Origin of the sequence: Arthrobacter sp. JUb115, from assembly GCF_004365035.1 — a bacterium.
GTDB lineage: Bacteria > Actinomycetota > Actinomycetes > Actinomycetales > Micrococcaceae > Glutamicibacter.
The window spans coordinates 229,183-250,802 of record NZ_SOBS01000001.1; the positions used below are offsets into that span (position 1 = coordinate 229,183).

The 21,620-nt window shown below is 61.7% G+C and carries 24 protein-coding genes and 1 riboswitch; of the genes, 10 read left to right on the top strand and 14 right to left on the bottom strand.

The genetic code is table 11. The features are described from left to right. The first annotated feature begins 10 nt into the window (after positions 1-10). Genes EDF61_RS01090 through EDF61_RS01105 form a run of 4 tightly spaced genes read left to right on the top strand, consistent with a single transcriptional unit; the run spans position 11 to position 3,909 of the window. A complete protein-coding gene (locus EDF61_RS01090; RefSeq protein WP_105657208.1) occupies positions 11-1,087 on the top strand; it encodes a FecCD family ABC transporter permease in 1,077 nt (358 codons plus the stop codon). Further along, a complete protein-coding gene (locus EDF61_RS01095) occupies positions 1,084-2,130 on the top strand; it encodes a FecCD family ABC transporter permease (RefSeq protein WP_105657207.1) in 1,047 nt (348 codons plus the stop codon). The genes EDF61_RS01090 and EDF61_RS01095 overlap by 4 nt, the downstream gene beginning before the upstream one ends. Then, complete coding sequence (locus EDF61_RS01100; protein WP_105657206.1) at positions 2,127-2,927, top strand: ABC transporter ATP-binding protein; 801 nt, start codon at positions 2,127-2,129, stop codon at positions 2,925-2,927. Before EDF61_RS01095 ends, EDF61_RS01100 begins: the two co-directional genes overlap by 4 nt. Before the next feature lie 13 nt (positions 2,928-2,940). Next, the gene (locus EDF61_RS01105; RefSeq protein WP_102598153.1) at positions 2,941-3,909 is read left to right on the top strand and encodes an ABC transporter substrate-binding protein; all 969 of its coding nucleotides are present in this window, start codon (positions 2,941-2,943) and stop codon (positions 3,907-3,909) included. A 78-nt stretch (positions 3,910-3,987) separates the two neighbouring features. Here the strand turns inward: EDF61_RS01105 and chrA are convergent, their stop codons facing one another. The 4 genes from chrA to EDF61_RS01125 form a co-directional block, all read right to left on the bottom strand. Then, positions 3,988-5,193, bottom strand: coding sequence for a chromate efflux transporter (gene chrA, locus EDF61_RS01110; RefSeq protein ID WP_133833008.1), 1,206 nt, complete (start codon positions 5,191-5,193; stop codon positions 3,988-3,990). A gap of 57 nt (positions 5,194-5,250) precedes the next feature. Next, positions 5,251-6,264 (bottom strand): DMT family transporter, encoded by a 1,014-nt coding sequence (locus tag EDF61_RS01115; protein ID WP_353615990.1) that lies wholly within the window; start codon positions 6,262-6,264, stop codon positions 5,251-5,253. A gap of 79 nt (positions 6,265-6,343) precedes the next feature. Further along, entirely contained in the window at positions 6,344-7,273 is a 930-nt protein-coding gene (locus EDF61_RS01120; protein ID WP_105657204.1) for a GNAT family N-acetyltransferase, read from the bottom strand. 6 nt (positions 7,274-7,279) lie between these two features. Beyond that, positions 7,280-8,665 carry a glycine--tRNA ligase gene (locus EDF61_RS01125; protein ID WP_105657203.1) on the bottom strand — a complete coding sequence of 462 codons (1,386 nt, stop codon included), beginning with the start codon at positions 8,663-8,665 and terminating at the stop codon, positions 7,280-7,282. A gap of 180 nt (positions 8,666-8,845) precedes the next feature. Between EDF61_RS01125 and EDF61_RS01130 the strand changes: the two genes are divergently transcribed. After that, positions 8,846-9,076, top strand: coding sequence for an RNA-binding S4 domain-containing protein (locus EDF61_RS01130; protein WP_181148825.1), 231 nt, complete (start codon positions 8,846-8,848; stop codon positions 9,074-9,076). Here the strand turns inward: EDF61_RS01130 and EDF61_RS01135 are convergent, their stop codons facing one another. Both EDF61_RS01135 and EDF61_RS01140 read right to left on the bottom strand, forming a co-directional pair. Further along, positions 9,077-9,727: an alpha/beta hydrolase gene (locus tag EDF61_RS01135; protein ID WP_105657201.1), complete on the bottom strand. Its 651-nt coding sequence runs from the start codon at positions 9,725-9,727 to the stop codon at positions 9,077-9,079. It abuts the gene before it with no gap. Positions 9,728-9,762: 35 nt separating this feature from the next. Continuing rightward, positions 9,763-10,062 carry a hypothetical protein gene (locus tag EDF61_RS01140; RefSeq protein ID WP_105657200.1) on the bottom strand — a complete coding sequence of 100 codons (300 nt, stop codon included), beginning with the start codon at positions 10,060-10,062 and terminating at the stop codon, positions 9,763-9,765. Between EDF61_RS01140 and EDF61_RS01145 the strand changes: the two genes are divergently transcribed. Both EDF61_RS01145 and EDF61_RS01150 read left to right on the top strand, forming a co-directional pair. After that, positions 10,061-10,459 carry an SHOCT domain-containing protein gene (locus EDF61_RS01145; protein WP_105657199.1) on the top strand — a complete coding sequence of 133 codons (399 nt, stop codon included), beginning with the start codon at positions 10,061-10,063 and terminating at the stop codon, positions 10,457-10,459. The genes EDF61_RS01140 and EDF61_RS01145 overlap by 2 nt on opposite strands. Positions 10,460-10,527: 68 nt before the next feature. After that, on the top strand, positions 10,528-11,385 hold the full coding sequence (locus tag EDF61_RS01150) for an SGNH/GDSL hydrolase family protein (RefSeq protein ID WP_402472421.1): 858 nt from the start codon (positions 10,528-10,530) through the stop codon (positions 11,383-11,385). A gap of 82 nt (positions 11,386-11,467) precedes the next feature. Here the strand turns inward: EDF61_RS01150 and metX are convergent, their stop codons facing one another. Together metX and EDF61_RS01160 are read right to left on the bottom strand one after the other, a co-directional pair. Next, on the bottom strand, positions 11,468-12,613 hold the full coding sequence (gene metX / locus EDF61_RS01155; RefSeq protein ID WP_105657197.1) for a homoserine O-acetyltransferase MetX: 1,146 nt from the start codon (positions 12,611-12,613) through the stop codon (positions 11,468-11,470). Between the two features lie 2 nt (positions 12,614-12,615). Beyond that, positions 12,616-13,959, bottom strand: a complete 1,344-nt coding sequence (locus tag EDF61_RS01160; protein ID WP_105657299.1) for a bifunctional o-acetylhomoserine/o-acetylserine sulfhydrylase — start codon at positions 13,957-13,959, stop codon at positions 12,616-12,618. Positions 13,960-14,050: 91 nt separating this feature from the next. Next, positions 14,051-14,170: riboswitch (SAM riboswitch) on the bottom strand. 172 nt (positions 14,171-14,342) lie between these two features. On the opposite strand from EDF61_RS01160, the gene EDF61_RS01165 reads away from it, so the two are divergent. After that, positions 14,343-14,987: a VOC family protein gene (locus tag EDF61_RS01165; protein ID WP_105657196.1), complete on the top strand. Its 645-nt coding sequence runs from the start codon at positions 14,343-14,345 to the stop codon at positions 14,985-14,987. 61 nt (positions 14,988-15,048) lie between these two features. On the opposite strand, the gene EDF61_RS01170 is transcribed toward EDF61_RS01165, so the two are convergent. Together EDF61_RS01170 and EDF61_RS01175 are read right to left on the bottom strand one after the other, a co-directional pair. Beyond that, entirely contained in the window at positions 15,049-15,465 is a 417-nt protein-coding gene (locus EDF61_RS01170; protein ID WP_105657195.1) for a GNAT family acetyltransferase, read from the bottom strand. Between the two features lie 18 nt (positions 15,466-15,483). Continuing rightward, positions 15,484-16,266, bottom strand: coding sequence for a CPBP family intramembrane glutamic endopeptidase (locus EDF61_RS01175; protein WP_105657194.1), 783 nt, complete (start codon positions 16,264-16,266; stop codon positions 15,484-15,486). Between the two features lie 96 nt (positions 16,267-16,362). Between EDF61_RS01175 and EDF61_RS01180 the strand changes: the two genes are divergently transcribed. Further along, positions 16,363-17,208, top strand: a complete 846-nt coding sequence (locus EDF61_RS01180; protein ID WP_105657193.1) for a phosphotransferase family protein — start codon at positions 16,363-16,365, stop codon at positions 17,206-17,208. Further along, complete coding sequence (locus EDF61_RS01185; RefSeq protein WP_105657192.1) at positions 17,201-18,109, top strand: phosphotransferase family protein; 909 nt, start codon at positions 17,201-17,203, stop codon at positions 18,107-18,109. Before EDF61_RS01180 ends, EDF61_RS01185 begins: the two co-directional genes overlap by 8 nt. A gap of 144 nt (positions 18,110-18,253) precedes the next feature. On the opposite strand, the gene EDF61_RS01190 is transcribed toward EDF61_RS01185, so the two are convergent. Genes EDF61_RS01190 through EDF61_RS01205 form a run of 4 tightly spaced genes read right to left on the bottom strand, consistent with a single transcriptional unit; the run spans position 18,254 to position 21,581 of the window. Then, on the bottom strand, positions 18,254-19,066 hold the full coding sequence (locus tag EDF61_RS01190; RefSeq protein ID WP_105657191.1) for a DeoR/GlpR family DNA-binding transcription regulator: 813 nt from the start codon (positions 19,064-19,066) through the stop codon (positions 18,254-18,256). Positions 19,067-19,078: 12 nt separating this feature from the next. Then, the gene (locus EDF61_RS01195) at positions 19,079-19,789 is read right to left on the bottom strand and encodes a copper homeostasis protein CutC (RefSeq protein ID WP_166650652.1); all 711 of its coding nucleotides are present in this window, start codon (positions 19,787-19,789) and stop codon (positions 19,079-19,081) included. A gap of 2 nt (positions 19,790-19,791) precedes the next feature. Next, positions 19,792-20,649, bottom strand: coding sequence for a carbohydrate ABC transporter permease (locus EDF61_RS01200; RefSeq protein ID WP_286134151.1), 858 nt, complete (start codon positions 20,647-20,649; stop codon positions 19,792-19,794). 2 nt (positions 20,650-20,651) lie between these two features. After that, entirely contained in the window at positions 20,652-21,581 is a 930-nt protein-coding gene (locus tag EDF61_RS01205; RefSeq protein ID WP_105657189.1) for a carbohydrate ABC transporter permease, read from the bottom strand. Positions 21,582-21,620: the final 39 nt, after the last annotated feature.

A 21,620-nucleotide genomic window follows, 5' to 3' on the forward strand; every position in this document is an offset into this window, starting at 1 on the left:
GGAAAGTCGCATGACCCTCCTTGCGCCGCATCAGCCCGCCAACAAGTCCGATCAAGCCAAAGCCGCCCATGGATCAGCAGGATTGGCCGCCAGCAATGCTTGGAAGTCAGCGGCGTTGGCCCTCTGCCTCGGCTTGCTCGCAGTCGCCCTCTTCGCGTCTTTGGGCATTGGAGCAAAGGCGATTGCGCCGCTGGCTGCCGGGCAGGCGCTATGGGGAATTGGCACACCCGAAACACTGGTGATCATCAACGAGCTGCGCCTGCCGCGCACCGCGATTGGGCTCCTGGCAGGAATGTCCCTGGCTGTTGGCGGCGCATTGATTCAGGCACTGACCCGCAATCCGCTGGCAGATCCCGGTATCCTCGGGGTCAATGCGGGCGCCGGATTCGCCGTCGTGCTCGCTGTGGCGTTCCTCGGCATCACCCACATTTCCCAGTACATCTGGTTCGCCTTCGCCGGAGCCGTGCTGGCCACCCTCGCGGTATACCTCATTGGATCGCGTGGCCGCGGTGGAGCGACACCGGCCAGGCTGACCTTGTCCGGCGTCGCACTGGGCGCCGTGCTGGGAGGAATTTCCAACGGGATGACCCTGCTCAACCCCGAGGCTTTTGACCGCATGCGCTATTGGGGCGCGGGAACCTTGAACAACCGCACCCTGCCCATGGTGGGCGTCATCGCCCCTTTCGTTATCCTGGGGCTGGTCTTGGCGGTGCTGTGCACCCGCTCGCTGAACACATTGGCCTTGGGCGATGAGGCCAGCCTCGCGCTGGGTACCAATATCGGCCTGACCCGCGCAGTGGTGATTGTGGCGGTCACCCTGCTCTGCGGCGCAGCGACCGCCGCCGCCGGCCCGATCGGCTTCGTGGGCTTGATGATCCCGCATATCAGCCGTTGGATCGTCGGACCGGATCAGCGATGGATCCTGTGTTTCTCGATGATCCTCGGCCCGGTGCTGTTGCTCGTTTCCGATGTGCTCGGCCGCATCGTTGTCCCGCCCGGCGAAATGCAGGTGGGGGTCGTCACGGCCTTGCTTGGCGCTCCGGTGCTGATTTGGCTGGTTCGGCGCAAGCAGGCTAGCGGACTATGAGTGCTGTGGATTTTGGCCCGGGCCACCGGGTACTGCGCATTGGACGCATCTGGTTGCGCGTGCAACCACGTCAGCTGCTTCTCGCCGCACTCCTCTCGGTGTTGGCGGCCGCCCTGGGCCTCTACGCGTTGGCCACTGGCGACTACACGCTGGGCTTGGGCGAAGTGCTCAATACCCTGGCTGGAGCCGGGGAGGCCAGCAGCCAGCGGGTGGTGCTGCAATGGCGGCTGCCCCGCGTTCTGATGGCACTGCTATTGGGCGCAGCGCTAGGCGCCAGCGGGGCAATTTTCCAATCCATGACCCGCAATCCCCTGGGTTCTCCAGACATTATCGGATTCAATACCGGTGCCTATACCGGTGCGCTGGCCGTCATGCTGGTCTTCGGCGGCGGGTATTTCCAGGTGGCACTCGGTGCATTGGCTGGTGGCTTGGCCACCGCGGCCGTGGTGTATGCCTTGTCCTTTAAGAACGGCTCTGAGGGATTCCGGCTGATCATCGTCGGGATCGCGGTCAGCGCGATCCTCGCTTCGGCCAACACCTGGCTGATCTTGCGCAGCGAGCTGGAGGACGCCATGTCCGCGGCCATCTGGGGTGCCGGCTCGCTGAATGCCATCGGCTGGGACCAGGCCATACCGGCCGCAGCGGTCGCGTTGCCTCTCGCGCTGGGCGCCATGGCCTGCACGCGCAGGATGCGCCTGCTGGAATTGGGCGATGACGCTGCTGTGGCGCTGGGCGTCAACACCGAATCCAGCAAGCTGTCCTTGCTGGTGATCGGGGTGGCGTTGACTGCCCTGGCCACCGCGGCGGCAGGCCCCATCGCCTTCATCTCGCTAGCTGCTCCGCAAATCGCGCGCCGGATCATGGGCAGCGCAGGCGTGTCGTTGGCTTACTCGGCATTGCTCGGCGCCGTGCTGCTGCTGGCCAGCGATGTGCTGGCCCAGCGCGTTTTGGAGAACACTTCCCTGCCGGTTGGCGTAGTCACCGTCAGCATCGGCGGGGTCTACCTGATCTGGCTACTACTTCGTGAGGCACGACGCCAATGAGCATGACCCATCCGCAGCTATCCGCCGACCGGCTCACCTTGGGCTACGGGCCATCGGCCATCTCCGAAAACCTCTCGCTATCCATCCCCCCGGGCTCGTTTACGGTCGTCATTGGACCCAACGCCTGCGGCAAATCGACCTTGCTGCGCGCCCTGTCCAGGGTGCTGAAGCCTTCCTCCGGCCAGGTCATCCTGGATGGCAAACCGATCCTGTCCCTGCCAGCCAAGCAGGTGGCCCAGCGGCTGGGGCTGCTGCCGCAGTCCTCCATCGCCCCGGATGGCATCACCGTTGCGGATCTGATCGCCCGCGGCCGCAGCCCGCACCAAGGCTTGTTCTCCCAATGGTCTGCCGCGGACGAGCAAGCAGTGCTCAGCGCCATGCACGCCACAGGCACCACCGGGCTCTCCCGGCGGCTGGTCGACGAACTATCCGGCGGGCAACGCCAACGCGTCTGGATCGCTATGGTACTGGCCCAGCAGACTCCTTTGCTGCTGCTCGATGAACCGACCACCTTCTTGGACATCTCCCACCAGATCGAAATCATGGAACTGTGCCGCAGGCTCAACGAGCAACAGGGCAATACGGTGGTTGCGGTGCTCCATGACTTGAACCAAGCGTGCCGCTACGCCACGCACCTGATCGCGATGAAATCCGGTGAGATCGTCGCCGCAGGACCTCCCTCGCAGATTGTCACCGAGGAACTGATCCGCGAGGTTTTCGCCTTGCCCTGCACCATCATCCAGGATCCCGTCTCGCACACACCACTCGTGATCCCGCTGGGCCACGAGGCCATCTAAGAAGGAAAAGAACATGCAACCAATGACCCGACGCGTCTTTTTCGGCGCAGCTTCGCTGGCCGCAGCCCTGGCCCTGGCCGCCTGCAGCCCGAGCACCCAGGCCGCTTCCCCTTCAAGCGGCGAAGCCAGCGCAGCGTGGAGCTTCACCGATTCCGGCTATGGAAAAACCATCTCCATGGATGCTGCACCGCAAACGCTGGTCACCGATTCCTATTCGGCTGCGGCACTCTGGGACTACGGCATCCGCCCCTCGGGCGTCTTCGGATACGGTTTGGACGAGTCGGGCAGCCTGGCCCTTGGCAGTGCGGATCCAGCAGAGATGACCATCATCGGCCAGGACGGAGAGTTCAGCCTGGAGAAGTTGCTTGGCCTCGACCCGGATCTGATCGTGGGCTTCGGCAATGCCGAAGGCACGGGCTGGACCTGGTGGGATGACAAGGTCCAGGCAGAGGCCACTGCCACGGCTCCATTCCTGGGCATCAAATTTGGCAACCGGCCTGTTCTGGAGGTCATCGAGGACTATGAATCATTGGCCAAGTCATTGGGTGGGGATATTGCGTCGCAGTCCGCCGCCAAGGCCGACTACCAAGCCAAACTGGAACAGTTGCGTGCCTTGGCCAAGGACCAGCCGTTGCGGATCATCGCGCTCAATGGGTATGACGACCTGTACGTCGGCCAGAAATCACTGGGCCAGCTGGCCCTGCTGGATGAACTCGGATTCGATATTGTCGGCCAGACCGAGGACAGCGGCTGGGCTTCAATGAGCTGGGAGAAGGTTGCCGATTACCCTGCCGATGTGGTGCTGAGCTATTCGGGCACCGCGCAGCAGGTCAAGGACCATCCCGTCTTCGCGTCTTTGCCAGCGGTAGAGGCCAGCCAGGTGGTCGAATGGGATGATAAGCGTCCGTTCACCTACAGCAGCTATGCGCAATGGTTCGACGAGCTGATCGCAGTGCTCAACACAGCCAAGAGCCTGAACTAGGGGCATTGCGCCGAGGTCCGGTACCCGGGGGCCACGAGGCGCACCGGGGTGCCGGCCCCAGCAGCTCACCGAGCCTGCCTAAGCCAGCACGCCCAGCAGCACTCCCCCGAGCGCACCGATGGCCACGACAATCCATGGGGCCATCTTCCAGGCGGTCAGCAAAACAAAGCAGAGCAAGGCCAGGACGAAAGCGGGATCCGAAGTAATCGCCGAGGTGAAGACCGGGTTGTACAGTGCGGCGGCGAGCACCCCGACCACTGCCGCGTTGGCGCCATGCATGATGGCCCTGGCGGCAGGCCAGTGGCTCACCCGGTTCCAGAACGGCAGCACGCCGAGCAGCAGCAGGAAGCCCGGAAGGAAAATGGCAAGCAAGGCGATGAGCGCTCCGGCAGCGCCGCCGGGACCCGAGTCGACGAGGACGCCAAGGTACGCGGCGAAGGTGAAGAGCGGTCCGGGCATGGCCTGGGCCGCGCCGTAGCCGGCGAGGAATTCTTGGGAACTGATCAGCCCGGGATCCACGACTGCGCTTTGGAGCAGCGGCAGGACCACGTGCCCGCCGCCAAAGACCAGGGCGCCGGAGCGGTAGAACGCATCGATGAAGCCCAGCAGATCCCAGCCCGTTGCAAGGGCTGCCACCGGCAACCCGAAAAGCAGGATGGCGAACAGCGACAGGCAGCTGATGCCCACGGTCCTTGATACCGGAAACTGCATAGCCGCCGCTGCTCCGGCATCCTTGCCGCGGCACCAGAAATATCCTGCCAATGCGCCGAAGGCAATGGCCAGGACCTGCCCGAAGCTTCCGGCCAAAAGCAGCGCCGATCCGGCGGCGACAACCGCAATGGCGGCACGGGCACGATCCGGAGCCAGGTTCCTTGCCATGCCCAGTACCGCGTGGGCGATGATGGCGACCGCAACGATTTTCAGGCCGGCCAGCAGCCCGGTACCGATGGGACCGCTGAACAGCGAAGCGCCGAAGGCGAAGACCGCCATCACCACCGCAGAGGGCAGGGTGAACGCCAGGAATGCCGCCAGGGCACCGCGCATTCCGGCCCGGTGCAAGCCCAAGCCGAAACCGACCTGGCTGGATGCCGGGCCCGGCAGGAACTGGCTCAATGCGACCAGTTGGGCGTACTGCTGGTCATCGAGCCAGCGGCGGCGATCAACCAGTTCGGTGCGGAAGTATCCCAAGTGGGCGATGGGACCGCCAAAAGAGGTCAAGCCGAGCTTCAGGAAGACCTTGAAGACTTCCCTGGCCGAGCCCTGTGCCATGCGCTGTGGTTCCATGGATTCCAGCATAAGTCGTGGAGGAAAACGGAAGGTAAACAGCGATAGCGCGCCACGCTAATTGCGTGATGCCACCGGGATCCGGGGGCTGGTGCGCTTCGCGTTCCGCGCTCCTGAGATCGAGGCCAGGCCAACAGCGAGCAGTGTCAGCAAGGTACCCATGACAGTTGCGGCGGTGACGGACGACCCGGGAGCCGGGAAGAAAACGTCCAGGAGCAGCGAGCCCACCAGCTGGCCGCCAACGGCCGCGAGGCTGGTGACCAGCACTCCGAGCCGCTTGACCACCAGGGCGGTGATGCCGACGAACAGGCAACCGAGCAGTCCGCCGATGTAGTACCACCAGGTGCCTGGCAGCGGGTCCAGGCCGATGCCGGCAGGCAACCGCACCAGCATCACCATCGCCAGGACCACGAACCCGACGGCAAAGTTCACCAGGGTCGCCGCCGTGGCGCCGCCATAAGCCGCCGCTTGCGCGCCGTTGGCAGCTGCCTGGAAGCCCATGAGCATGCCGACGGCTGCCGAAAGCGCCATCGGCAGGAGCAACGCGGAAAGGTCCGCGTCGGCTCCGCGCGGACTGACCGCCCAAACCACGCCGATAATGGTCAGCACCACGCCGAGGATGCGCAAGGCATTGATCTTGCGCGGCGCGGCCCCGCCAAAGCCCACCCGGTCCATGAACATGGAACCGATTGCCTGGCCGGTCACCAGGCAGACGGTGAACAGCGCCACCCCAATGAGCGGCACCGCGGCGGCCTGGCTGAAGACAATCAGGGCACCTACCGCGCCGGCCACCAGGTACCAGCGCGGGAAACGGCCCTGGGCCAAGGCGCGCGGCACTTGCGCCACCGAGCCGCGCACCGCGGGAACAAAGATGGCCAGCAGTACCAATGCCGCCAAACCGACACCGAAGCTGATGGTTGATGCCGCGATGGCGTCCCCCAGCTTCGCGCCCAGCGCCCCGTTGATGCGAGACTGCACGCACAGCAGCAGGCCCGAAGCGATGGCAAGCAGGATGAACAGGATCTTTCCGCCGGAGCGGACCTGCGCGGTCATGGTGGTGCTGGTGGTCAACGGAGTTCTTTCACGAAGTGGAGGCTGGTGCAGAATGGCAAAAACGGGACCCGCCAGGCGGGTCCCGTTCTTGCTGGCATTACTTCGCCGCGTCGCTGGCGAGGATATGCGTCGTGGATATGACGGTGGCCTGGTCAACCACGGCCAACGCATCAATCAGCGAGGAGAGGATGAACATCGACGAGTCGACTTCCAGCTTCACCGGGTACTGGTGGATCAGCATGGCGACCATGTCGCGCACCGCTTCTGCCACTTCGTCATCGCTGAAGGCCGGGTTGTGGCCTACCAGCACGTCGGTCGGGGCGTTCTCGCGGGCGGGCACGTAGCTGACCGCGAAAGCCAGCGGAACACCGCCCTCGCGCTTCGGCTTGTCGCGCAGCACCAGGGCGCCCTGCGCGCCGGTGTGCTCGTCGAGCAGCATGCGCTGCGCCGAACCCACGGTCATCTTGGCTGGATCCCAACCGGTGTGCACCGCGTTGTAGAAATCCATCACCAGCTGGGTCAGCTCGACACTGCCGGTGGACAGGTCCTCGATCACCCGGTCATTGGTGTCGAAAACCGGTTCAGCCAGAGCCCCCGGCTCCAGGATGACATCGCGCGAGACCTGGATTTCTCCCAGGCCCAGCGACTGGCAGAAGCCAGCCGCCGCGGCAGCAGGATCGCCCGCGGTCACCGTGTAGCGGGCCTTGAGCTCCTGCGCCTGGCCGGCCGGGATCTGCTTGCGCAGCTGTTCCACCAGGGCGGTGCCAACGCCGGACCGGCGCTGCTCGGCGGCTACCTCGACATAGAGCCACAGGCGCTGCGGATGCAGCGAGGAAGCGAACACCACCCCGGCGCCGATAGCCACCTGGTCAACGGTGGCTACCAGAGTGCGGGAGAACGGTGCATCGCTGTTTTCGCGCAGCATGGTGCGATCCTGGTGGGCCTGCGGGGAACGCGGGTCGCCGAAGATCTGAAGCAGCTGGAGGTCGTCCCCGGAGCGCCACAGGCGGAATTCCAGTTCGTTCATCGGGCTCTAGGCTCCGTTCAGGCGCTCGGAAAGGTAAGCGGTGACCTGGTCCAGGGAAACACGTTCCTGGGACATGGTGTCGCGTTCGCGGATGGTCACGGCCTGGTCCTCGAGGGTGTCGAAGTCCACGGTGATGCAGAACGGGGTGCCGATCTCATCCTGGCGGCGGTAGCGGCGGCCAATGGCACCGGCGTCATCGAAGTCGATGTTCCAGCGCTTGCGCAGCTCGGCAGCCAGGTCCTTGGCCTTCGGGGAAAGGTTCTCATTGCGGCTCAGCGGCAGCACCGCGGCCTTGACCGGAGCCAGGCGCGGATCGAGCTTGAGCACGGTGCGCTTGTCCACGCCGCCCTTGGTGTTCGGTGCTTCGTCCTCGGTGTAGGCATCGACCAGGAAGGCCATCATGGAACGGGTCAGGCCGAAGGAAGGCTCGATCACGTAGGGGGTGTAGCGCTCACCGGTGGCCTGGTTGAAGTAGGACAGCTCGGAGCCCGAAGCCTTCGCATGGCTGGACAGGTCGTAGTCGGTGCGGTTGGCAACGCCCATGAGCTCGCCCCACTCCGAACCCTGGAAGCCGAAGCGGTACTCGAAGTCGATGGTGCCGGCCGAGTAGTGCGCGCGCTCGTCTTCTGGCACGTCGAACTGGCGCAGGTTCTCTTCCTTGATGCCCAGATCCAGGAACCATGCCCAGCAATCCTTGACCCACTGGTCGAAGAAGGCGGGGGCATCTTCCGGAGCGGTGAAGAACTCGATTTCCATCTGCTCGAACTCGCGGGTGCGGAAGATGAAGTTGCCCGGGGTGATTTCGTTGCGGAAAGCCTTGCCGATCTGGCCGATGCCGAATGGCGGCTTCTTGCGCGAGGCGGTGAGCACGTTGGCGAAGTTCACGAAGATGCCCTGGGCGGTCTCCGGACGCATGTAGGCCAGGCCGGCTTCGGTATCCACTGGGCCCAGGAAGGTCTTCATCAGGCCGGAGAACATCTGCGGCTCGGTGAACTGGCCCTTGGTGCCGCAGTCAGGGCAGGCGATCTCGCTCATCCCGTCCTTGGCCGCACGGCCCTTCTTGGCCTCGAAAGCCTCGATCAGGTGGTCCTGGCGGTGGCGCTTGTGGCACTGGATGCATTCGACCAGCGGGTCGGTGAAGGTGGCCACGTGGCCCGATGCTTCCCAGACAGCCTTGGGCAAGATGATCGACGAGTCCAGGCCAACCATGTCCTCGCGGCCGCGAACGAAGTTCTGCCACCACTCGCGCTTGATGTTTTCCTTCAGTTCGGTGCCCAGGGGACCGTAATCCCATGCCGAACGGGAACCACCGTAGATTTCACCAGCCTGGAAAACGAATCCTCGACGCTTTGCGAGGGAAATAACCTGGTCTAGCTTGGACTGTGGCGCCATATCAACTCCAATGGGAATTACGAGGCCGCTGGTTGCGGTCCGTAGAAAAATACATACCTTCCAAGGGTATCGTTTCCGCGGCCTGCAGACGAAGCCGAATCAGGTAACGCCGACGTGAACTTCCACGCCTTTGGCCGATTCTAACGATGCAGCGCGCTTATTTAGGGAAGAATGGAAGCCATGAGTGCCAACGAAGCTTTTGACCTAGAAATCCGCGACGAGTCCATCCGCTTGGGCCAGTTGCTCAAGCTTGCCTCCCTGGCCGAGGATGGCATCCACGCCAAGGAAATGATTTCCGACGGAATCGTCACCGTCAACGGAGAGGTGGACACCCGTCGCGGGGCGCAGATCCGCCCCGGCGACGTGGTGTGCGTGAATGGTGAATGCGTGAAGGTCACCGCGCAGCAGTAGTCAGCTTTTCCCCAGGACGACCCTGTTGAGGAACTCGGCCACATCCTGCAGTTCTTCCATGCACACCGAGTGGCCAATCTGCCGGTAGGTTTCACTGGCCAATTCGGTGTGCCCCGGAACCCACCCCAGGGTGTATTCGATCTTGTCCCGGGTGATCACCGGGTCAGCCAGGTCGCGGCCCCAGAACAGCGGCAGCGGCTTTTCTGCCAGCTTCGCGTCGTCGAATATATCCAAGGGCCCGGGATCCACTGCGAAGCCCGAGAGCCCGACGACGGCTTCAATGGAATCGGGCTGGTAGCGTGCCAATGAAGTGGCCATGGCCATGCCCTGGGAGAAACCGAGCAGGGTGATCGAGGAGTGCTGCTTTACCAGCGGTTCCAGCAATGCCCATAGCGCTTCGACGCTGCGTGCCACCGACTCGATGGAGTAGTCGATTTCCTGGGTCAGCGGGAACCAGCTGTACCCCGGGCCTGCTTGGAGCGGTGCGCGCACCGAGAGGTAAGTGAACTCTTCGGGCAGATGCTGCGAGAGCCCCATGAGGTCTTGTTCATTCGAGCCATAGCCGTGCAGGAACACCAGCAGCGGAGTTCCAAGGCGGGATTCGTCGTTACGGGAGATGATGGCCACTGGAGCCTGGTCCGGGATAGTCATAGTTCCCCAAGACTATCGAACAGGACCTCGCTAGCTCAGCGCTTCCGCGGCCCGATTCCATCAAGTCCCCGGCCACCGGCGATGGCAGCGCCCGGGTGCAGCAGAACTTCCCCGTAATCACCGTCGAATCTCCTGAAGGCGTTGGCCGGCACTATCCTGGAACCATGGTCTTCCAAGGCCTCGAAATCCAGTTGACATGTTACAAGATTATAAATCTTCAAAAAATTGCCTAGCTTTTCAAGTTTTTCGTGTTCAACTGGACCAAGGGCCTCACGGTCCTCCGGAACGCCGCTCTCGCCGGACGAGACAGCGACAGAGTTAGGAATAGGCGCCATGGACGAAATTGAATACAGCGAAGATATTCCGGGGCAGCTGCAAGAGGATCTCGATAGTTTCGGGTACATCGAACCGGACCCGGGAAGCGCTTCGTCCCTATTCGATAACGTGGACACCGTATTTTCAGTCGGCACTCCCCTGTTCGCCATGCTCTTTATCGCCGTTATCGGATTGATCATCTTCGTAGCGGTGCGCAATTACCGCAAAGCCAAGAGCGCCGGTTTTGATCCGCTGACCCTGGAAACCGAACTGATGGCAAGAGCCGCTAATTCAGCTATGCTGGCGCCGGAAAAATCCCTTGAGGACAAGCTTGCCGAACTCGATTCCCTGCACTCGCGAGGAATCATTACCCGCGACGAGTACTTGCAGGCGCGCCGGGACGCTTTGAGCGACTAGCACGGCGGTTCATGGAATCATCCTCGGGAATGATTGACTATAAGTTACCCTTTGGTAACAATAGATTCGTGCCAAACGATTCTGCTTCTGAACCATCAACATCCGCCAATGCCCCACTGCATCCGTGGCGCCGCTATGTCGCCATTGGGGACTCGTTCACCGAGGGCATCGGCGACCCCGACCCGTCGAGCACCGGCCGCCACCTTGGCTGGGCCGACCGCTTGGCCCATGAGCTCAGCCGCACCGTCCCGGACTTCTCGTATGCCAATCTCGCCATTCGAGGCCGGCTGATTGGCCAGATCGTTGCCGAACAGCTCGATCCCTGCATTGACCTGAAGCCCGATCTGATCTCGCTCTGCGCAGGCGGCAACGACGTCCTGCGCCCGGGCGGGGATCCAGACAAGATTGCAGATATCCTCGACAATGCGGTAGCCAAGCTCACCGATACGGGTGCCACGCTCTTGCTCTTCACCGGGCCCGATATTCGCGATACCCCGGTTTTGGGAAGCATCCGAGGCAAGGTGGCGATCTACAACGAAAACGTGCGCACCGTAGCCGCCCGCCACGACGCCATCGTGGCGGACATGTGGGCCTTGCAGGAGTTGCACCAATCCCAGATGTGGGCACCGGATCGCCTGCACTTCTCCCCCGCCGGGCACCAGCGCATTGCCGCCATGGCACTGGACTCGCTGAACGTCGCGCATCCGCTGGACACCGAAATCGTTCCGGCCGTGGATGAACGCAGCTGGCGGGAAGCCCGCAAGGAGGATCTGCAGTGGGCGCGTGAGCATCTTGCTCCCTGGGTATTGCGCCGCCTGCGCCACCAGTCCTCCGGCGACGGCATCACCCCGAAGCGGCCCTCGGCCACGCCGTTTGCGCAGACCAAGCCAAACGACTCGCTCGGCGCCGGCGACAGCGCCAAGTAGGCACGAAAAGCCTGAAGCAGTTCCACCGATTACTGGCGGAACTGCTTCAGGCTTTGAAATCTTCCCGAGCCCCTTCCGGGGCTCAGTCTCCGAACACCAAGGTCCGAAGCACGCCGTCGAGCTGCGTGGCGTCGGTCAGGAATCCATCGTGGCCAATCGGCGAATCAATGTAGTGCACCGGTTTTGGCTTGGCCAGCGACGAGGCCAGCTTCACTGACTGCTCAGGAAAGTACAACCGGTCAGTGGTTACCGCGGCAACCACCACGTTGATCTTCGCCAGTCGCGCCAAGGCGGCTTCCAGGGATTCATGGCCGCGAGCCACATCATGGCTCATCAGCGCCTCGGTGAGCACCAGGTAGCTGTTGGCGTCGAAACGATTCACCAGCTTGCTGGCCTGATGGTCAAGATAGCTTTCCACCTGGTACCGCCCGCGAGGCCCCTCGAGCAGACCCGTCGGCTTCTCGCCATCCTGCGGGTTGCGCGAGAAACGGGTTTCAAGCTCGGCCTCGGAACGATAGGTGATGTGGGCCAGGCGGCGAGCCAAGCCAAGACCGGCGTCCGGGCGGGCATCGTTGCCGTAGTAGTCGCCATTGCAGAAGTGCGGGTCCAACCGGATGGATTGGGTTTGCACCTGTGCAAAGGCAATTTGCTCGGCAGTCGCCTGCGCGCTCGAGGCCATCACTACGAGATTCTTGACCTGGTCGGGGAACTCGACGGCGTATTCCAACGCGCGCGCACCGCCCATCGAACCGCCAATGACCGCATGCCAGGAATCAATTCCCAGTTTCTTGGCCAGCCGCGCTTCAAGGCGCACCGAGTCCTTGATGGTGACGAAGGGAAAGCTCGAACCGTAGGGCAGGCCCTGGTCGCCCAAGGACGAGGGGCCGGTGGAACCATTGCAACCACCCACCATGTTGATGGACACGACAAAGTACTCATTGGTGTCAACCGTGGCGCCGGGGCCTACGAGCTCTTCCCACCAGCCGGCGCTTTGCGAATCGCCTTGCGCAACGTGGGCGTCACCGGTGAGCGCATGCATCACCAGCACCGCGTTGGAGCCATCAGCTGCTAGCGTCCCCCACGTTTCATAGGCCAGCACCACGTCCGGAAGGAATCCACCGAATTCGAAGTGGTGCTCCCCCACGGACTTACGGCGCAAAATGCCGTCTTGCCCGCCGGCGAGCTCTTCGGCGCGCAGAGTATCTTCAGTAGTCACAATGGATGCCATGCCTAGAGGGTTTCCTGCAGTTCCTTGTTCTCGAGGGCTGCAACTGCTTGGAAGCCCAGTTCCAGATCGGCCAGAATATCCTTGATATTCTCCAGTCCAACGCTCAGCCGCACCAGTCCCGGGCTCACGCCGGCCGCAACCTGCTCAGCTTCGGAGAGCTGGGCGTGGGTGGTGGAGGCCGGGTGGATGACCAATGAGCGCACGTCGCCGATGTTCGCGACATTGGAGTGCAATACCAGTGCGTCCACGAAGGCCTGGCCGGCTTCCGAACCGCCCTCCAGTTCGAACGCGATGATCGAGCCGGCGCCCTGATCGCTGTACTTCTGCGCACGCTCATGCCAAGGCGAGGACTTCAGGCCTGCGTAGGCGACCTTCTGCACTTCCTCGCGGGCTTCGAGCCAGTTGGCAACTTCTACGGCATTCTGGCCGTGGCGTTCAATGCGCAGCGACAAGGTTTCCAGGCCCTGTGCGATCAAGAACGCGTTGAACGGCGCAACCGAGGAACCCAAATCGCGCAGCAACTGCACGCGGGCCTTGAGGATGTAGGCCAGATTGGCGCCCAGGATGCCGTTGACACCCAGGTCGCGGGCGAAGACCAGGCCGTTGTAGGACTCGTCCGGGGTGTTGAAGCCCGGGAAGCGGTCGGCGTCCTTGGCGAAGTCGAAGTTGCCCGAGTCCACGATGACACCGGCAATGGCACTGCCGTGTCCGCCGAGGAACTTGGTGGCTGAATGGATCACGATATCCGCGCCCCACTCGATCGGGCGGATCAAGTACGGGGTGGCCAGGGTGTTGTCCACCAGCAGCGGCACGCCAGCTTCGTGGGCGATCGCCGAGATGCCCTCGATGTCCAGGACGTCCTGTCGCGGATTGGAGATGGTTTCCCCGAAGAAGGCCTTGGTGTTCGGACGCACCGCGGCGCGCCAATCATCCAGGTTGTCCGGGTCGGAAACGAAGGTGACCTCGATGCCCAGGCGCTTGAGCGTGTGCTTGAGCAGGTTCTGGGTTCCGCCGTACAGGCTGGGGCTGGCCACCAGGTGGTCGCCGGCTTCGGCCAAATTCAAGATGGCGAAAGTGGTGGCAGCCTGTCCCGAGGAGAGCAGCAGTGCTCCAACGCCGCCCTCCAGGTCAGCGATGCGGGTTTCCACCGCGTCGGTGGTCGGGTTGCCGATACGGGTGTAGATCGGCTCCAGTTCCTGCAGCGCGAAACGTGCAGCAGCGCTCTGGGCGCTGGGGAAGACGAAAGAGGTGGTTTGGAAAATCGGGAGAGCCCGTGCCCCGGTCGTCGGATCCGGGGTCTGGCCGGAGTGGATCTGACGGGTTTCAAATGACCAGTTATTGCTCATGGTTTCCTCCAAATAGCGTTTCATGACTATGGGGGTACGCCACTGAAAAGACACCGACAGGAAGCACCATATCGTGACGACTTCCAGGGGTAACCCGCGCTTGTCCTTGATGCCTTGTGCGTTCAAGGGCCAGGTCTTCACCCGGGGCACCCCACCGCGGTTGGAGGGTTGCCGCCCAGTAAGCCGGGGCTTGTTACTGGGACTCATGACCTGGTACCAGTTTGCCCGAAAACCGAAGATCTTTGCAACGCAAGGGCTGGTGATTGGACTCAATCGGTCATATTTCGCGAATATTGCAGGTTCATCGCAGAGTATTCGATAGCATCACGGAACTTAGGTGTGCCTAAGTAGAGACTCGCATCACATGTTGTCATGATGGGCACATGATGAGGCTAGATCACGTAAGTTATGCATGCGGCCCGGACGGGCTGTTGCCAACCGCTGAAAGAATCTCCGAGTCCCTTGGACTGGAATTCGTCAAGGGCGGCGTGCATCCACGATTCGGAACACGCAATGTCATCTTCCCGCTCAAGCATGGCCAGTACCTGGAGGTGGTTGAAGTCCTGAACCACCCGGCCAGCGACAAGGCACCCTTCGGACAGGCGGTTCGCGCCCGTTCGGAGCTCGGCGGCGGCTGGATGGGCTGGTGCGTCTCGGTGGAGGATCTATCCAGTGCCGAGGACCGCTTGGGCCGCAAGTCGGTGCCGGGCAACCGGAAGTTCCCTGATGGCCGCGAACTGACCTGGCAGCAGATTGGCATCAAGGGCCTGATCGCCGATCCGCAGTGCCCGTACCTGATTTCCTGGGATGAAGGATCCGAGGAGCTGCATCCGTCCAAGGCGCTGGAACCTGCCGGCGCCATCAGCCAGATCTCCATCGCCGGCTCGCGTGAACGGGTGCTGGATTGGCTGGGCCAGCCGCAGAACGTCAATTTGGGCGCTGTCACCATGCAATATGAAGCGCCGAATGGCACTCCGGGCATCATGTCGGTTACCTTTGAGACCGAGTCCGGAACCGTGGTGCTGTAAACAGTTCCGCAGAGATCGCAAGTAGGCGGGGACAATGGCGTCCCCACCTACTTTCTTTTCCTTAAGGCCGGTCCAGCCGCTTCCCCAGGACCGCGACGTGCTGGTCTTCGAAGCCCCGCCGTTCATAGAAATCGATGACGGCAGAGTTCTCCTCGCGGACCATGAGCTGCACCTTGGGCACGCCGAGATCCCGCAGCCACAGGACAGCGGCATCCACCAGCGCCCTTCCCAGGCCGTTGCCCTGCCGGCACGGATCCACCGCAACATAGTAGAGCCAACCTCGGTGGCCATCATGGCCAACCATCGCAGTAGCCATGAGTTGATCGTTCTCAACGATGGACAGCACCGTGGAAGTAGGCTCGGCCAAAGCCCGTCGGGCGTCGGCGAGCGCATCATTCCACGGACGAGTCAGCCCAGTTGCTTCCCACAATTCAACTGCTTGGCGAAGGTCCTCCTCGCGCAGCACGGTAATCTGCATTGGCTCAGCTTACCGGCGCTACTGGCCGATTCCGATGGCCGGCCCGACCAAGGCGTATCCCACGAAGCCGATGGCATCAAGCAGGAAGTGCGCGATAACCAGCGGCATCACCCGCCCGTACTTCTGGTATACCCAGCCGAAGACGACGCCCATGAGCATATTGCCGATCATCGGCCCCACCCCCTGGTAGAGGTGGTAGCTGCCTCGGATTATCGCAGAACCAATAATGGTGCTCCACAAGCCCAGCTTCAATTTCTTGGCGTAGGTGAACAGGAATCCGAGCATCAGCACTTCTTCGAGGACTGCATGACGTGCAGCCGACAGCAGAAGCACGGGAACGCTCCACCAATAATCGCCTAGATTCGCTGCTGACAGTGCTGTGGTGACGCCCAGTGCCCGTCCAGCGGCATAGACGCCCAGCGTTCCCACTCCCATGGCCAAGAACATCCCCGCCCCGAGCAGTGCGTCCTTGCCCGGCTTGCGCATATCGAAACCGATGTCCCGGATAGTTCGTCCGGTCGTGCGCTTCATCAGGTAGAGCGCCAGCACGACGGGTACCAATGCAAAGAAGATGTCCAGCAGCTGGTAGGAGAAATCAAAGAACTCGCGGGTGCTCAGCGGGTTGTTCAAGGATGTAGTCTGCTCGCGCAGTGGCGCCCGGGTGACCTTATCGGCAAAGCTCAGCAGCGAGTAGACCGCGCTTTGTCCCAAAGACAGGGCAAGAACCAAGACGATCTCGAACTTGAGGGTCTCGCGGGTTGCTGTCTGCTTAACTTGTTCAGCGTTCACGTTTCCGATCATAGGCTGATCTGGCTGTGCGCGTACTGAGCAGCCACGTGGCAAACCTGCGATAGCCTGAGGTTGAGACCACCAGCAAGCTGAACGAGAAGAGTGCGAGTGAGCCGTCCTGCCACCATTGGAGAACTGCAGATTGCCCGTCAGCTCTGCCCCGATCTTTCCTGGGAAGACGCGGCGGTGAACGAAGGCGGACAATTCCACAAGGTGGTCATTGGCAATCCGCAAGCGGTGATTCGCATGGCGCGCACGCCAGCGGCCACGGAACAGATGCCCCGTTCCGTCAAGCTGCTGTCTTTGCTGGAGGGCCAGCTCAACTACCAGATTCCGGTGGCGGTTTCCGAGATCCTGCACGTCGACGGACTCAGCTCCGTGGCCATGTCTTTCATCCCCGGCAGCGCCCATGAACCGCATTACGGGGATCCGAAGGTGCTGGGACAGCTGGTCAAGGATTTGGCCGAGCTGCCGCTGGAGCCGATCAGCGAGCATCTGGCCAAACCGTTTTCATTCCGTGGCGAATGGACCCAGGCCAGGCAGCAGCAATGCTTCGATGCGCTGCCCGAGGAGCTGCGAGGGCCTGCTACTGAGCTCTGGGCCCAGCTCGATATCCTGGCGCAGGTTCCTGCGGGCTTGGTTCATGGCGACTTGGCCGGCCACAACATGCACTGGATCGGCGAGAAACTGGTTGGCATCTTGGACTGGGACCTGGCCGCTGCGTGGGACCCGGCTTTGAACACCGCTTACCTGAGCCTGTGGCATGGGTTGGAAATGGCGGATTTGATTGCTCCCAGCGCCGAGGAAGCATACAGGGCCAAAATCTGGTTGGGCCTGATGAGTCTTGAACGGCTATCGGATACGCTCTCGCGCACCGACAACCCGAAGATGGGCAAGCTCATGCGCAAGATTGGTCCGCGCATCCTCACCGCTGCGCAGTCAATCAATGGCTAGGACGCATATTCTCGAGCCCCATCAGGTCGCTGCCAGGCTAGCCGCCCGCCGTGGCGCACGCGAGCTGGCACTAACCGGGGAAGGCACCGAATTCCTTTTCTACAGCTCGCTGCGCGGGACCCGCTACGAGGGCTACCGCATCCCTCGAATGCGGGTCTACAACACCAGCAACAATCCGCAGATTCCGGCCAGCAGCCTTCAGATCAAGGAATTGAACTGCAGCATCTGGGCTCAACAACATGGGTTGCCCAGCGCACGGGCAATTGATCTCGTAGATCAAGACGGGTACCCGGTGTTGATCACCGAAGTCATCGAAGATGACGGCTCACCAGTGGACGCTCACGCATTGGGCTCGTTGCTGGCTTCTTTGCACGAACTTCCGCCGCTCGCTTTCGACGAGGAAGGCAGCCAGGCCGGCACAATTTATGCGACGGTTGCCCAGCGCATCGCTGACCGCTACGCGAAGCTAGCCCGCCAGCATGCGATGCCAGCCTTGCCATCGGCCGACGTGTTGCGTGCTCTTCTCGAAAGATCCTTGCACCGGCGCAGCCTGTTGCATCTGGATATCCGTAGGCAGAACGTTCGTGTTCTGGCTGGAATGCCCCTGGCCATATTCGATTGGAGTAATGCCCTCTGCGCTGCCCCGGAGATGGAACTGGCACGCATCGAGGAATACGCTGCCATTGCCGAAAACGGTTTGGACAGCGAGCGCTTGCGTACTGCATACACCGGAAATGGCGGCAGTTTCGACGACACTTCGGCAGCGTGGACTGTGCTGAGGCTGGATGCTGCGGTGATGCTCGCCGGGGTATTCAACTCCGTGGCTCCCAATAGCAATCGTGAACAGCTCTTCCTCGCGCGAAGCCGGGCGTTGCTTGAAAACCTGGGCTCCTCGCTTTGACCTGTGCGGCCGGCCCTGCTTGTTGCGCGCTTTGCTTTGACAGGACCAGCGCAGGCCATCGGAAAAGATAGTGCTTGGCATCCGCTGGTTCCGCAAGCACAAACGCCGACCGGACCAGCAGCTCGGTGGGCAGTTCCAGCGCAGCTAGGATTTCTCCTCGGGCCGATATTCCGCCACGTCCATGGCTGCACGCATGCCGGCCTTGGCCAAGGCACCCAGTTGCTCGCTTGTGGCGTCGTTGTCCGTGATGATGCCGGTCAGGTTCTGACGATCCAAGATGACAAACGAGCGCCTGCCGATCTTCGATGAATCGGCCACCAGGTAGCTGCTGCTCGATTGCCGGATCATTTGCTCATTGACTGCCGCTTCCATTTCATCGCTGACCATCGGACCGACTTCGGGATCCAACCCGTTGATTCCGACAAAAGCCAAGTCAATGGTGATCTTTGCCAGAGAGGACTGCGCCATTGGACCAACCAGCTCGTAAGAACGGTCGTTGAGCACGCCGCCAGTAACCATCACCCGGATATGCGGGCGGACGGCCAGCATCGAGGCAATGTTCACCGCGTTGGTGACCACGGTCAACGTGACCCGGCCCGGTTCACCCACCAGGTCTTGGCGCAGGCTCAGTTCGCTGGCGATCGCCTTGGTGGTGGTTCCCCCGGATAATCCGATGACCATATTCTGCGAGACCATGTCGGCTGCCAGCTTCGCGATTTGCGCCTTCGCGCGGTCGTTGCTATCGCGCTGGTAGCGGGAAGGCAGGTCGTAGGCCACCGAGTTGGAGACCGCACCTCCGTGAGTGCGGGTAAGCAGTGATGCGGCGGCCAATGCGTCCAGGTCCCGGCGCGCCGTGGCCGGGCTGGTACCCAGTTGCTTGACGACTTCCTCTACATCGATCTGGCCGCGGCTGGCCAGCAGATCGAGGATCTGGTTCTGCCGTTCCTCGCGTTTCATCGTGCGCGCTCCTTAATTTTCCAGTTCATCAAGCGTGCAGCGCAGTTGGCGCACCTGTTGCTCAGATACTTCGATGGTATCGGCATAGCGGGTCTTGGCAGAAGAATGAACGGCTGCGACTCCCAGTCTGCGTACGGATTCAATATCTGTTGCCTGCAGCCCGCCACCGCACATGATCTCGATCCGGCTGCCGGCGGCTTGAACCATGGCCTCGATCGTGGCCATGCCCTGGCCAACGGTTCTTCTCCCGCCGCTGCTGAGCACTCGGTGAGCCGGGAACTCCAGAAGCCTGGCAAGTTCCCCTATTGGGTCTCGGCTGGCATCGATGGCCCGGTGCACCGTGATTTCCAGCCTCTGGTTCACCGCCAGGGCGGCCTCGGCCCAGGGCCGCATCATGGCCAAGTCCAGTGCCCCGCGTGGATCCAGCGCACCGAGCACTATCCCGTCTACCCCCGCGGCAGCAAGACGTGCAGCTTGCCTCTCCATGAGCGCGGCTTCCTCGGTGGTGTAGCGGAAATTTCCCGGACGGCTGCGCAGCAGTGCGTGCACCCCTCGTGGAGGCCGATGCTCAAGGATCTGTTCGAGCGCTTCCGGGTTTGGCGTGAGCCCGCCTAGTTCCAGCGCTTGGCAGGCTTCGAGCCGATCGGCTCCGGCCCGCGTTGCCCGTTGGGCGCATGCACCAGACGTGGCCACGATTTCCAGCGCCGGCAACGCCGTGCCCACGGCTATTTCACCGCACCGGCAGCCAGGCCGCCGATCAGCCGCTTCTCGATCAATGCGAAGAGCACGATCACCGGAACGATGGCCACAATGGATACTCCGAAAACGTATTGCCATGCAGTGGAGTACTGGCCAACGAACTTGGTCAACGCGACGCTCAACGGCTGGTTCTCGGCGGTGGAGAGGATCACCAGCGAGGCAGCGAATTCATTCCAGCAGGAAACAAAAGTGAAGATCACTGCTGTGACAATACCCGGCCAAACCAGTGGAAGGTTGATGGTGAACAGCACCCGCAGCTTTCCAGCCCCATCAATCTGCGCAGCTTCATCGATGCTGCGTGGTACGCCTGCGAAGAAAGAGTGCATGATCCATACCGCGAAGGCCAAGTTGAAGGCGGCATTGATCAGGATCATTGCCAGCCAAGTGTCGTTCAGATTCCAAGCCAGCATCTGCTTGAACAAACCTGCGGTGAGCACGGCAGGTTGCAGCATCTGCGTGACAATCACCAAGAACATGAACACCATCTTGCCCGGGAACTTGAATCGGGCGGTGTAGTAGGCGGCCGGGGTCGCGACCAGCAGTACCAGCAAGGTGGCGAAAACCGCGATCACGATGGTGGAGATCAAGTTGTAGGGCACCGGAGTTTCCGGGGTGTCCCACATGGTGATGTAGTTGGAAAACTGCGCACCATCCTGCGGCAGGTATTTTGGCGGGATAGCCAGGATTTCGGATTGGGTTTTCAGCGACCCGATCAGCATCGTGCCGTAGGGAATGAGGAAGATAATGACTACCGCGAAGCCTACAACCATCCGGCCGATGACAGTCTTCTTCGCGGCTCGATCTTCGGTTACCAAAAATGTCACGGCTAGATCTCCTGCATGGGTTTGACGGTTTTCACGTAGATCGCCACAATCACCAGCACGATTGCGAAATTCACAACCGAAAGTGCCGAAGACAGATCCAGTCGGCGGTCGAATTGCAGCACCTTGAAGATGTAGGTCATCAGCGTGTCTGCGCTGTTGCCGGGGATGGATCCGGTCATCACTTTCAATATCGGCAAGTTATTGAAGACGTTGATGATGTTAATCAGCATCGAGACGGCCAGCGCGGATCGCAGCTGGGGAATGATCACCAACAGGTAGGTTTTCCATCTACCGGCTCCATCTACGCGGGCTGCTTCCAAAGTTTCTTGCGGGATTGCTTGCAACCCGGCCAGCAGGGTGTAGGTCGTAAAAGGGATGGAAACAAAGATGGCCACAACTACCGAAACGGCAATGGCGGGAACGGCGTTCTTGGTCCATCCGTAGCCTTCATCCATCAAGCCGAGTTGAACAAAGAAGTGGTTGAAGATGCCGTAGTTCGGATCCAGCCCGTAGTAGAAAACTGTGGTGGTCATGACTACTGAGGCGGCCCATGGGACGATAACCGCCATCCGGACGATGGTGCGTCCAGGGAAGGGTTTGTTCAAGAACTGGGCCAGGACCAGTGACAGCAGCACGGTAATGACCACCACCGACACCACCCAGAGAACGGTGTTGAGCAAAACGCGGGGCAAGACCGGGTCTTGGAAGATGGTCACGAAGTTCTCCAGGCCTGCCGATTCAAGATCGGTTCCCACCGAAGAGATCTTCCTGGTCGAGTTGTAGATCATGTAGCCGGCGGGGAACACCACGATGGCCAGGATCAGCAAGAGTGCCGGCCCAATCCATGGCAAAGAAGACAAGAATGTCTGGGAATCCGTGCCTCGGCGGCGGGTGCGCCGGGCCCGGTTCGTAGCTGGCAGTACGGAGCTCATAGTCGGCTCGCTTTCGTTGCGTTCGGCCAGGTAACCCTG

Bases quoted from the DNA above. Each gene is read 5' to 3' on its own strand.
- EDF61_RS01090 (WP_105657208.1), top strand. From the start codon at position 11: ATGACCCTCCTTGCGCCGCATCAGCCCGCCAACAAGTCCGATCAAGCC.
- EDF61_RS01095 (WP_105657207.1), top strand. From the start codon at position 1,084: ATGAGTGCTGTGGATTTTGGCCCGGGCCACCGGGTACTGCGCATTGGA.
- EDF61_RS01100 (WP_105657206.1), top strand. From the start codon at position 2,127: ATGAGCATGACCCATCCGCAGCTATCCGCCGACCGGCTCACCTTGGGC.
- EDF61_RS01105 (WP_102598153.1), top strand. From the start codon at position 2,941: ATGCAACCAATGACCCGACGCGTCTTTTTCGGCGCAGCTTCGCTGGCC.
- chrA (WP_133833008.1), bottom strand. From the start codon at position 5,193: ATGGAACCACAGCGCATGGCACAGGGCTCGGCCAGGGAAGTCTTCAAG.
- EDF61_RS01120 (WP_105657204.1), bottom strand. From the start codon at position 7,273: ATGAACGAACTGGAATTCCGCCTGTGGCGCTCCGGGGACGACCTCCAG.
- EDF61_RS01125 (WP_105657203.1), bottom strand. From the start codon at position 8,665: ATGGCGCCACAGTCCAAGCTAGACCAGGTTATTTCCCTCGCAAAGCGT.
- EDF61_RS01130 (WP_181148825.1), top strand. From the start codon at position 8,846: ATGAGTGCCAACGAAGCTTTTGACCTAGAAATCCGCGACGAGTCCATC.
- EDF61_RS01135 (WP_105657201.1), bottom strand. From the start codon at position 9,727: ATGACTATCCCGGACCAGGCTCCAGTGGCCATCATCTCCCGTAACGAC.
- EDF61_RS01145 (WP_105657199.1), top strand. From the start codon at position 10,061: ATGGACGAAATTGAATACAGCGAAGATATTCCGGGGCAGCTGCAAGAG.
- EDF61_RS01140 (WP_105657200.1), bottom strand. From the start codon at position 10,062: ATGGCGCCTATTCCTAACTCTGTCGCTGTCTCGTCCGGCGAGAGCGGC.
- metX (WP_105657197.1), bottom strand. From the start codon at position 12,613: ATGGCATCCATTGTGACTACTGAAGATACTCTGCGCGCCGAAGAGCTC.
- EDF61_RS01160 (WP_105657299.1), bottom strand. From the start codon at position 13,959: ATGAGCAATAACTGGTCATTTGAAACCCGTCAGATCCACTCCGGCCAG.
- EDF61_RS01165 (WP_105657196.1), top strand. From the start codon at position 14,343: ATGATGAGGCTAGATCACGTAAGTTATGCATGCGGCCCGGACGGGCTG.
- EDF61_RS01170 (WP_105657195.1), bottom strand. From the start codon at position 15,465: ATGCAGATTACCGTGCTGCGCGAGGAGGACCTTCGCCAAGCAGTTGAA.
- EDF61_RS01175 (WP_105657194.1), bottom strand. From the start codon at position 16,266: ATGATCGGAAACGTGAACGCTGAACAAGTTAAGCAGACAGCAACCCGC.
- EDF61_RS01185 (WP_105657192.1), top strand. From the start codon at position 17,201: ATGGCTAGGACGCATATTCTCGAGCCCCATCAGGTCGCTGCCAGGCTA.
- EDF61_RS01190 (WP_105657191.1), bottom strand. From the start codon at position 19,066: ATGAAACGCGAGGAACGGCAGAACCAGATCCTCGATCTGCTGGCCAGC.
- EDF61_RS01205 (WP_105657189.1), bottom strand. From the start codon at position 21,581: ATGAGCTCCGTACTGCCAGCTACGAACCGGGCCCGGCGCACCCGCCGC.